The sequence below is a fragment of the Flavobacterium zepuense genome (assembly GCF_007097145.1).
Lineage (GTDB): Bacteria > Bacteroidota > Bacteroidia > Flavobacteriales > Flavobacteriaceae > Flavobacterium > Flavobacterium zepuense.
The window spans coordinates 256,812-267,266 of record NZ_VJVZ01000007.1; the positions used below are offsets into that span (position 1 = coordinate 256,812).

Genomic DNA, 10,455 nt, shown 5'->3' on the forward strand with positions numbered 1-10,455 from the left:
AATCCGCTCCGTTAGGGCGGATTTTGTTTTGTATAGTACCCTGCACCATCTAAAAGTTAAGATTTTAAAAATCCAGCCATCTAATAATCCTCATAACTGTTGCCTGTTTCAAAAAAAAGAGTGATTTTTGAAATCCATAACAACAAAACAAATGAAATATTTTTGCGCATTGCCCCTTATGCTTTTACTACTAACATCTTGTGGAGATGAAAAGAAAGAAGAAACACTGGACAGGGATAAGACCGACTGGGCATTTTATAAATTAAAGGGCGATGTTAAAACCGTTACCCAAAAGTCGTACACGTACATAGATGGCGTTAAGGGCGAAAGCACCCGAGACGATCAGGGCCAGCCGGATAATGATTTGGAATTTGATGATAAAGGCCTGCTTATTAAACAAAAGCTATACAGGATTGCTAACATACCTATGGAAGAAACCTCTTTTAGCGGAAGGGATAAGATTATACAAAAAACACAGTATATAAGCGATAAGCCTGGATTAATTTCTCAGTATCAGTATGATGAGAGCGGTAAAATAAACACCTCTATAACACGTAGAAATCCTGACAATACACAGTTTGACAGGATAGAAACGAAGCTTAAAGATGGCAAGGTTTCAGAAAAGACCACCTTCAACGCCCAAAACAATCCTATAGACATTATTACTTATGATTATGATAAGGACGGCAATCTTGCTGGCGAAAATATGTTTTTGGGTATACAGTCGGTACAGGTTCAGAGCAAGTACAAATACGATGATAAAAAACGTAAGATCGCTGAAACACGTTCAACCCACGACCAGCTAAACTCTACAACATTATACGAGTATGACGATAACGATCATCTTATAAGCAGCATAACCACGGATGATAAAGGCGAAGTAGAGTATACTGAGAAATGTGGTTATGATGATAAGGGCAACCTTCGTTCTCAGGTAACCTACAGGAGGGCAGATAATGCAGAAAGTGTTGAATTATATACTTACGATAAAAACAATAACATGACTGAGGCCACCGTGACCGAGAAAGGTGCGGTGGTTATGAAAGCTATGTTTGCATACGATAAGTTTAACAACCTTACATCAACAAAATCTACCGATGCTAAAGGCAAAACGGTAAACAGCAGAACCTACCAATACAGTTATGATTCTGCCAACAACTGGAATAAAAAGATAATCTCTATCAATGGTAAACAAAAACTAATCGTAGAGCGAACTTTTACGTATCATAAATAAGATGTCACCTATAAATAGAAAATGCTGCCGGTTGGCAGCATTTTCTATTTATAGCCACTGGCCTGCAGGTTAAACAATTCGGCATAGCGGCCATGCATGGCAAGGAGTTCTTCATGCGTGCCTATTTCTAAAAGTTGCCCTTTCTCCAAAACCAATATCCTGTCGGCAAGGCGCGCGGTAGAGAACCGGTGCGATATAAGCACAGCAGATTTCCCCTCGGTCATCTGCGCAAAGCGCTGAAACACCTCATACTCGGCACGGGCATCTAAAGCAGCGGTAGGTTCATCTAAAATAAGCACTTGCGCATCTTTCATATAAATGCGTGCCAGCGCCACTTTTTGCCATTCCCCACCGGACAGCTCCACCCCGTTATTAAAGCGCTTGCCCAACGCCTGGCCGTATTGCCCTGCAAGCTTTTCGGCAAGGATATCGGCCATACTGCCCTGCGCAGCCTTTTTGATCAGTTCTTCGTTTTCAAGTTCAGAAATATTACCCACCGCAATATTGTTAGAAAGCGTCATCTGGTACCGTAAATAATCCTGAAAGATAACACCAAGGTTTAGCCTTAAATCATCGAGATCATATTCTTTAAGGTCAATCCCATCCAGTAAAATACGCCCTTCGGTAGGTTCATACAGGCGTGCCAGTAGTTTAACCAATGTGGTTTTACCTGCACCATTCTCCCCTACTAATGCCAGTGTTTCGCCTGGGTTAAGGGTAAAGTTTAAATGGCGGTTGGCCCAGCTTTCGGCATGTCGGTATTTAAAGCCTACATCCTCAAAAGTAAAGCCCTGTTTTATAGGATTTGGAAAAGGCACGGGATTTTTAGGAACCACAATAGCAGGCTTTATCTCGAAAAACTCAAGGAAATCGATAAGGTAAATCGCTCCCTGCGATATGGTAGTAAAGCGCAATAGTATACCTTCTGTTAATGTGCGCAACTGCCTGAACGAGCCTGCCAGAAAGGTAAGATCTCCCACACTTAGCTTACCGTTAACTGTTTGCAGGATTATAAAAACATAAGCACCGTAGTAGCCCGTACTGCCCAGCATAGAAAAGAACGTACCCCAAAGCGACCGCCTCGTGGCAAGCTTGCTGTTGTCTTTATAAAACTGGTCAGACAGGCGCCTGAACCTACCAATAATAAAATCGGCGAGGTTAAATATCTTAACCTCTTTAGCAGTTTCATCACTGGCACCCAGGTAGCGCAGGTAATCGAGTTCGCGACGCTCAGGGGTTTGGCTGCGGGTTAGTGAATAGTTTTGGTTATTAAAATACGATTCACCTAAAAATGATGGTAGTATAGTTATAACCAACAACGCAATAAGCCACGGATTAAAGGTAAACAGCCCGGTAATAAGGAAGGCCATAGAGATTAGGTCCTGTATTTGCCCCATTATCTGCGAAAGCAACATGGTACGCCCCAGGGTTTGCTGGCGCGCGCGCTCCAGCTTATCATAAAACTCAGAGTCCTCAGACTGTTCCAAGTCGAGCTTTGCCGCGTGCTGCATGATCTTAACCGAAGTAAAGTTAGAGAAGGAGTCGCCCAAAAGGCCATCCAGCAGGCTCACTATCCGGTTAAGGGCATCGGTAGCAATGGCAAGGCCAAACTCTAACGCTACAAGCTGCCAAAGGTAAGTATGGTCTGTAGGAGTTGTACTGCTGCTAAGGAGCACAACTTCATCTACAATAAGTTTACCTACATATAACAACGCCACTGGCATTGCCGACCGTAATATCCTGAAAAAGAAACTAAAAAATGTTTTCTTAGGGCTGCTTTGCCATACAAGTTTAAAAAATTCCGGCAGGTTAGATAAGGCACTGAGCCGTTCTTTAAAACCGGCTTTTTTAACTATTGGGATACTTCGTTCCTTCTTCATAAATTGTTTACGCAAATTGTATGCAAAGGTACCTATATAAACAAGAGCCACGTACCAAACAAATACTAAAATTAGTAACAGCTAACCTTAGTATTGCAATTACGTAACACTGGCTTTATATAATTTTTACCACTTTTGCACTAAAATATAATAATGCGTACTGCCTACAGTTTTCTTATTCTCTTTGCTTTATTTTCGACCGCTTTAAAGGCACAAAAAAGCCGCTCAGAGGTGCAGGTTGCCTTTTTGGCCGACGTGCATTTACAGGACCTTTATGGCACTCCTGAGGATAATGATTACAAAGGTGTTCTAAACCCAAAGAACAATAAGCCCACCTTGCTGCGCACTATGGATGCCCAGCTGCACTCCACCCGCATATTTAATGAAAACTACTTTGCATTCCTTGCTGCGCTTGATGACATTGCCAAACGCGGTGTCCGTTATGTTGCCCTTCCCGGAGATTATACCGATGATGGCCAACCGCTACATCTTAAAGGCCTGGCACGCATTTTAAAAGAATATAGCACTAAATACAGTATTGAGTTTTTTATTACCACCGGTAACCACGACCCCGTAGGTCCGTTTGCGCAGGATGCCGGTAAAGATGATTTTTTAGGTACAGGTGGCAAACGCCAGCCCATTTTCAGTAAAGAAGGCTTGCACAAACAAGATCCCGCTACCGAATTGCCAACGATTATCACCAAAGACATTGCAAAAATGGGGTATTTAGGCGTGACCGACTATTTAGGTGAATTTGGTTTTTTGCCAAAGCAGGTTTATAAATTTTGGGGAACGCCTTTTAGCACGTACACTTCAGATGATTATAGTCTTGATAAAGCCAAAGAGGCTGCAAAATTATCAAACCGAATGTATGATGTGGCTCCAGGGTTTACTGTACCCGATGTTAGCTATGTTGTTGAACCGGTAGAGGGACTCTGGCTGCTTGCGATCGATGGCAATGTGTACATTCCTAAAAACGCTAACGGTGATGCATCCGACCCTAAAAATTATAAAGGTGCCGACTTAGGTTATAATAATGTACTGACCAACAAAAAGCACATTATAGAATGGGTTACAAAAATTGCTGCAGAAGCCAAACAAAAGAGAAAAACCCTGATCGCTTTCAGCCATTACCCTATTGTTGAATTTAATGATGATGCCTCGCCCGAAATTGAAGCACTTATGGGTAAAGGCAAATGGCAGCTGGATCGTGTACCGCAGGAGGAAGTAGCACAAGCTTTTGCCGATGCCGGTATTAAACTACACTTTGGCGGGCACATGCATATTAATGATACCGGCATACGCACCAGCCAAAAAGGAAACACGCTTATTAATGTGCAAACACCATCGCTTGCAGCTTATATACCTGCTTACAAACTACTTACTCTGAAAAGTAACAATATTGCCGAAGTAGAAACCATTGCCATAGATAACGTTCCGCGCTTTGATGAACTTTTTGAATTGTACAAAATGGAGCATCAGTTTCTAAAAAGCCAAAATGCCAAAGACATTTGGGACAATGCCATTTTAAAAACCAAAAGTTACCACGAGTTTACCGATTATCACCTTAAAGAACTGGTTCGCCTGCGCTTTATTCCGGATGACTGGCCCACCGGGTTTAAAGAGTTCTTAACCAGAGTTAGTGGTTATGATTTGATATTGATAGCCAATTCAGAGGGCATTGCACTTGAAAATTTCATGAATCACAAAAATGATAACGTACTATGGAAGAATGCGGAAGCCAAAGCGAAAAGCTTCACAAAGTACAATAAAATAACCCTGAACGATTACAAAAAATGGACAGGCCTTGACCTTATAACTGATTTTTACCGCATCCGCAGCGCCGACCAGCTGGTTGTAGCCGATGTAGGCAGTGAGCGTATAAAACAATACCAAGCATTAATAGTTGCATTTGAACAGCGCAAACCCAACCCTGATGATACACTGCAAAACAACTTGGGGCTATTCCTAACCATACTGGATAAATTTTTGAATGGCGCCCCGGCAGACCATTTTACCATAGACCTTCAATCAGGTAAAGTTATAGACCTTAGAAAATAGAAATCAGAACTTTATATAAATAACAAAACCGCTGATCACTCAGCGGCTTTGTTTATTTGTGTTTGCAATTATATTATCGTAACACTGCAAGGCTCTGTTCAAGAGTTGCAATTTTGGCAAGTGCATCGGCTTCTTTTTGCCTTTCCATCGCTACAACTTTCTCAGGGGCGCTGCCTACAAATTTCTCATTACTAAGCTTTGCCTGTACTGATTTTAAGAAGCCCTGGTTGTATTTAAGTTCTTCTTCCAGTTTTGCAATTTCCTCTTCAACATTAACGGCACCGGTTATTGGTACAAAATATTCGTTGGCTTTAGCCCTAAAGGTAAGTCCACCACCCACTTTATCGTTAACATACTCAATACCTGTAAGATTACCCATTTTAACGATAGTACTGTCAAAATAGTCTGATGTATTATCGTTATTAAGCGCCTTAAGTTCAATAGCATCCTTAAACGGAATGTTCTTGTCTTTCCTAATTGTACGGATACCCGATATTACCTCGGCAGCAAAATCAAAGTTAGCAAGCAGTTGCTCATCAAAAGATTTAATTTCCGGCCATTCTGCAATAATAAGCGCCTCTTTTGGAGTCCTTTCAGCAATTAGCTGCCAAATTTCTTCGGTAAGGAATGGCATAAACGGATGCAGTAATTTAAGGTTTGCTTCCAGCATCTCGATCGCCTTATCAAAGGTAACCCTGTCAATAGGCTGCTGGTAGCCCGGCTTTATCATCTCCAGGAACCAAGAACAAAAATCGTCCCATACCAGCTTATAGATAGCCATAAGGGCATCACTAATCCTGTATTTTTCAAAGTGATCTTCAATCTCTGCAAGTGTCCTGTTAAGGCGTGCCTCATACCATGCAATTGCTTTAGCGGCATAATCAGGCTGGGCAATATCGCTAACCTCCCACCCTTTTATAAGTTTAAAAGCATTCCATATTTTATTGCTAAACGCTTTGCCCTGGTTGCAAAGCTCTTCGTCAAACATGATATCGTTACCGGCACTTGCGCTAAGCAATAGGCCTACACGAACCCCATCGGCACCAAATTTTTCAATAAGGTCTAACGGATCGGGCGAGTTACCTAACGATTTACTCATTTTTCGGCGTTGGTTATCCCGAACCAAACCGGTAAGGTAAACATTGCTAAACGGCTTTTTACCCGAGTATTCGTAACCCGCAACGATCATCCTCGCTACCCAAAAGAAAAGGATATCCGGACCGGTAACCAAATCGTTAGTTGGATAATAATATTTAAAATCTTTATTTTCAGGTTCTAAAATCCCGCCAAAAACTGCCATAGGCCATAACCATGAAGAGAACCATGTATCAAGCGCATCAGGATCCTGTTTCAGGTCGGCTACCGTTAAATTCTGGTTGCCTGTTTTATTTTTAGCAAGGGTTAATGCAGCATCCGGTGTTTCGGCAACTACAAAATCTTCTTTGCCATCGCCGTAAAAATAAGCCGGTATCTGCTGGCCCCACCATAGCTGGCGTGAAATATTCCAGTCGCGGATGTTTTCCATCCAATGCCTGTAGGTGTTATTAAAGCGGTTAGGATAAAGCTTTACCTCTTCGGTTTCCAACACTGCCTTGATAGCTGGCTTTGCAAGGCCTTCCATTTTAAGAAACCATTGGTCAGAAAGCCTTGGCTCAATAACTGCCTTAGTCCTTTCAGATGTACCTACCTTATTAACGTGGTTTTCTATCTTTTCCAAATTGCCTAAAGCATCAAGGTCTTTCGCAATTTCCTCGCGCACCACAAAACGGTCTTTACCTTCATACTGCAGCCCGAAACTGTTAAGCGTGGCATCTTCATTAAAAATATCAATAATTTCAAGGTTATGCCTTTCGCCAAGCTCCTTATCATTAACATCGTGTGCAGGGGTAACCTTAAGGCAGCCCGTACCAAATTCCATATCTACATACTCATCAAAAATAATAGGTATAACGCGGTTGGCTATAGGCACAATAGCGTTTTTACCACGCAGGTGGGTATAGCGCTCATCATTAGGATTAATACAAATAGCAGTATCGCCCAAAATAGTTTCAGGGCGTGTGGTGGCAACAATAACAAAATCGTTCGTGCCTTCTATTTTATATTTAAGATGGTACAGTTTGCCCTGCCTATCTTCATAGTTAACTTCTTCGTCAGATAGCGTAGTCTTAGCTTCCGGGTCCCAGTTAACCATACGGTAACCCCTGTAAATAAGGCCTTTGTTATAAAGATCTACAAACGATTTTATAACCGATGCGCTCATATCGGGGTCCATGGTAAACTTAGTACGTTCCCAATCACATGATGCTCCCAGTTTTTTAAGCTGGTCTAAAATAACACCTCCGTATTTATCGGTCCATTCCCACGCATGTTTAAGAAACTCCTCACGGGTAAGGTCGGCCTTATTAATGCCTTCTTTTTTTAGCTTGTCAACCACCTTAGCCTCAGTAGCAATACTGGCGTGGTCAGTTCCCGGAACCCAACAGGCGTTAAAGCCTTTAAGGCGGGCACGGCGAATAAGTACATCCTGAATAGTATTGTTAAGCATGTGCCCCATGTGCAGCACGCCGGTAACATTGGGTGGAGGTATTACTATGGTATAGGGTGTACGGTGGTCTGGCTCCGAATGAAAATAGTTGTGTTTCATCCAGTACTCATACCATTTATTCTCTACTGCCTTGGCATCAAATTGCGATGGAATTGTCATAACGTTAATTGCTGTAAATAAATTTGCAAAAAAATTGGTGTGATTTTTGTAAAATAGTATGCAAAAGTAACCATATAAGTACAATTTAAAAAAAAGAGACACCAATATTTGTACTTAAATTTAAACTGCCTATTTTTACTATCCAACAAATAATTTTACAATGAAAAGAATTTTATCTTTAATTGCATTCCTGGTTATCGCAACAACATCTTACGCACAAAGTGGGGCAAAGATCGAGTTTAAAAGCGACACCATAGATTACGGCACAACAAGCAAGGACAAAGACAACGGCGTGAGGGTTTTTGAGTTTACCAATACCGGTAATGCCCCACTAATAATTACCGATGTAAAATCTACCTGCGGCTGTACTGTGCCCACTAAGCCTAAAGAGCCTATTGCACCCGGCAAAACGGGAAAAATTGAGGTTAAATATAACATGAACCCCGGCCCTATTCGTAAAACCATAACGGTTGAAAGTAATGCGGTTAACGTTCCCGGCGGTACAATAGCCTTAAAAATTAAAGGAGAGGTAGTTAAAAAGGAAGAAGTGAACATCCTGCAAAAGAAAACATCGGTACCAAATCAATAACATGAATTTATATTAAAAACGCCCTGCAATTGCAGGGCGTTTTGTTTAATAATACCCCTTAAAATTTGACCGCTTTAAAATTATAAATTCTCTAAAAAAAGTCGCAAATTTGCGCAACATAATTTTAAAAGCAACCACAATGCCGCAAGTATCGCAAAAAGGCACACAAATGCCCGAATCTCCTATAAGGAAACTTGTTCCGTTTGCCGAAATAGCAAAAAAGAAAGGCCATAAAGTATACCACCTTAATATTGGCCAGCCCGATATTAAAACTCCCGAAGTAGCACTTGAAGCTATAAAAAACAATACCGTAAAAATATTAGAGTATAGCCACTCAGCAGGTTTTGAAAGCTACCGTACTAAACTTGCCGCTTCGTACCAGGCAAATGGCGTTAATGTTGATACTGCCGATATTATTATTACTACAGGTGGATCTGAAGCACTTATGTTCGCTTTAGGAAGCACAATGGATGCGGGCGATGAAATAATAATCCCTGAGCCGTTCTATGCCAATTATAATGGTTTCTCAGTAGCGTCGGGCGTTACAGTGGTTCCTGTAATTTCTACATTAGAGGAAGGTTTTGCTCTACCTCCCATTGCCGATTTTGAAAAGCTTATTACACCTAAAACTAAGGCCGTACTTATATGCAACCCGGGTAACCCCACAGGTTACCTGTATACGCAGGAAGAAATTCAGCAATTAGCGGATTTGGTTAAAAAACACGACCTTTTCCTTATTGCCGATGAAGTATACCGCGAATTTACTTATGATGGCGACAAGCATTATTCGGTTATGAATATACCGGGTATTGAGCAGAACGCTATTATGATCGATTCGGTTTCTAAACGCTACAGCATGTGTGGTGCAAGAATTGGCTGTATTGTTTCTAAAAATAAGGAAGTAATGGCAACTGCCATGAAGTTTGCACAGGCACGCCTTAGCCCGCCAACTTTTGCCCAGATTGCCAGCGAAGCTGCGCTTGAAACTCCGCAAAGCTACTTTGACGAGGTTATTACCGAGTACCGTGGCCGTAGAGATATCTTGGTTAGCGAGCTTACTAAAATTGAAGGTGTAAAAGTGGCTACCCCTAAAGGTGCGTTTTACTGCATTGCAAAATTACCAATTGATAATGCCGATAAATTTGCGCAATGGCTTTTAGAAAGCTTCGATTATAACGGAGAAACTGTAATGGTTGCTCCTGCTGCCGGTTTTTACTCTACTCCTAATGTAGGCCTTACCGAAATTCGTATTGCTTACGTTCTTAAACAGGAAGATCTTATACGTTCTGTAGCCATCCTTAAAAAAGCTATTGAGCAATACAACAATAAATAATATATTTTACCCAAGACAAAAATTAGCCTCACTGTAAAGTGGGGCTTTTTCATTTAGCAGCAATACGCTTGCGCATTTTAATAAGCCCTATTCCTGCTGTCCGCTGTATCTGCCACCCTGCGGTTGGCAGGATGCCGCTGCCATCAGGGCTAAATGTAAACAACTTTTGGTATTGCAATCGCGTTCCACATCCCGTCCGGTTCATCCATTTCTCCGTAGAGACGCAATGCTTTGCGTCTCCCACACCGTATTAAATATGTTATGTAAGACGCAAAGCATTGCGTCTCTACCCATAAACAAACAACCCCACGCGTTTGCGTGGGGTTGTCCTTGTATTAATTATATCCTGTGTTGGATTGTTACCTTTTCAGGGTAAAGTGTGCTTTAAATTCTTTGGTCACTGCTCCTTCAGGGTAGGTTATGGTAAACCAGTAGTCGTCTGACGGTACAGGGTTGCCGTTAAAGGTGCCGTCCCAGCCGCTTGGTGCGGATGACGGGCTGATCTGTTTCAGCAGCTTGCCGTAGCGGTCAAAGATGTAGATCCTTGCCTGTGGCAGGTTCTGCATACCGATGATGTTCCACTCGTCATGGTAGCCATCGCCGTTCGGGGTAAAGTAGTGCGGGTAGTCGATCACGCTTACACCTTCTATCTCT

8 protein-coding genes are annotated in these 10,455 nt (G+C 41.9%); 4 read left to right on the top strand and 4 right to left on the bottom strand.

All coding sequences use genetic code 11. The features are described 5' to 3' along the window. Positions 1–151 precede the first annotated feature (151 nt). Positions 152–1,234 carry a hypothetical protein gene (locus FMM05_RS12645; RefSeq protein WP_143373746.1) on the top strand — a complete coding sequence of 361 codons (1,083 nt, stop codon included), beginning with the start codon at positions 152–154 and terminating at the stop codon, positions 1,232–1,234. 44 nt (positions 1,235–1,278) lie between these two features. Here FMM05_RS12645 and FMM05_RS12650 read toward each other — a convergent pair whose 3' ends face one another. Then, the gene (locus tag FMM05_RS12650) at positions 1,279–3,114 is read right to left on the bottom strand and encodes an ABC transporter ATP-binding protein (protein ID WP_143373747.1); all 1,836 of its coding nucleotides are present in this window, start codon (positions 3,112–3,114) and stop codon (positions 1,279–1,281) included. Between the two features lie 153 nt (positions 3,115–3,267). Between FMM05_RS12650 and FMM05_RS12655 the strand changes: the two genes are divergently transcribed. Beyond that, positions 3,268–5,175, top strand: coding sequence for a metallophosphoesterase family protein (locus FMM05_RS12655; RefSeq protein ID WP_143373748.1), 1,908 nt, complete (start codon positions 3,268–3,270; stop codon positions 5,173–5,175). Positions 5,176–5,248: 73 nt separating this feature from the next. Here the strand turns inward: FMM05_RS12655 and FMM05_RS12660 are convergent, their stop codons facing one another. Next, positions 5,249–7,879, bottom strand: coding sequence for a valine--tRNA ligase (locus tag FMM05_RS12660; RefSeq protein WP_143373749.1), 2,631 nt, complete (start codon positions 7,877–7,879; stop codon positions 5,249–5,251). 160 nt (positions 7,880–8,039) lie between these two features. Here FMM05_RS12660 and FMM05_RS12665 point away from each other — a divergent pair, with 160 nt between their 5' ends. Beyond that, on the top strand, positions 8,040–8,468 hold the full coding sequence (locus FMM05_RS12665; protein WP_143373750.1) for a DUF1573 domain-containing protein: 429 nt from the start codon (positions 8,040–8,042) through the stop codon (positions 8,466–8,468). 139 nt (positions 8,469–8,607) lie between these two features. Beyond that, positions 8,608–9,801, top strand: a complete 1,194-nt coding sequence (locus tag FMM05_RS12670) for a pyridoxal phosphate-dependent aminotransferase (protein ID WP_143373751.1) — start codon at positions 8,608–8,610, stop codon at positions 9,799–9,801. Between the two features lie 49 nt (positions 9,802–9,850). Here FMM05_RS12670 and FMM05_RS12675 read toward each other — a convergent pair whose 3' ends face one another. Continuing rightward, positions 9,851–10,045 (bottom strand): hypothetical protein, encoded by a 195-nt coding sequence (locus FMM05_RS12675; RefSeq protein WP_143373752.1) that lies wholly within the window; start codon positions 10,043–10,045, stop codon positions 9,851–9,853. A 115-nt stretch (positions 10,046–10,160) separates the two neighbouring features. Then, positions 10,161–10,455: T9SS type B sorting domain-containing protein (locus FMM05_RS12680; RefSeq protein WP_143373753.1), on the bottom strand; the 295-nt coding region annotated here is incomplete at its 5' end.

Bases quoted from the DNA above. Each gene is read 5' to 3' on its own strand.
- FMM05_RS12645 (WP_143373746.1), top strand. From the start codon at position 152: ATGAAATATTTTTGCGCATTGCCCCTTATGCTTTTACTACTAACATCT.
- FMM05_RS12650 (WP_143373747.1), bottom strand. From the start codon at position 3,114: ATGAAGAAGGAACGAAGTATCCCAATAGTTAAAAAAGCCGGTTTTAAA.
- FMM05_RS12655 (WP_143373748.1), top strand. From the start codon at position 3,268: ATGCGTACTGCCTACAGTTTTCTTATTCTCTTTGCTTTATTTTCGACC.
- FMM05_RS12660 (WP_143373749.1), bottom strand. From the start codon at position 7,879: ATGACAATTCCATCGCAATTTGATGCCAAGGCAGTAGAGAATAAATGG.
- FMM05_RS12665 (WP_143373750.1), top strand. From the start codon at position 8,040: ATGAAAAGAATTTTATCTTTAATTGCATTCCTGGTTATCGCAACAACA.
- FMM05_RS12670 (WP_143373751.1), top strand. From the start codon at position 8,608: ATGCCGCAAGTATCGCAAAAAGGCACACAAATGCCCGAATCTCCTATA.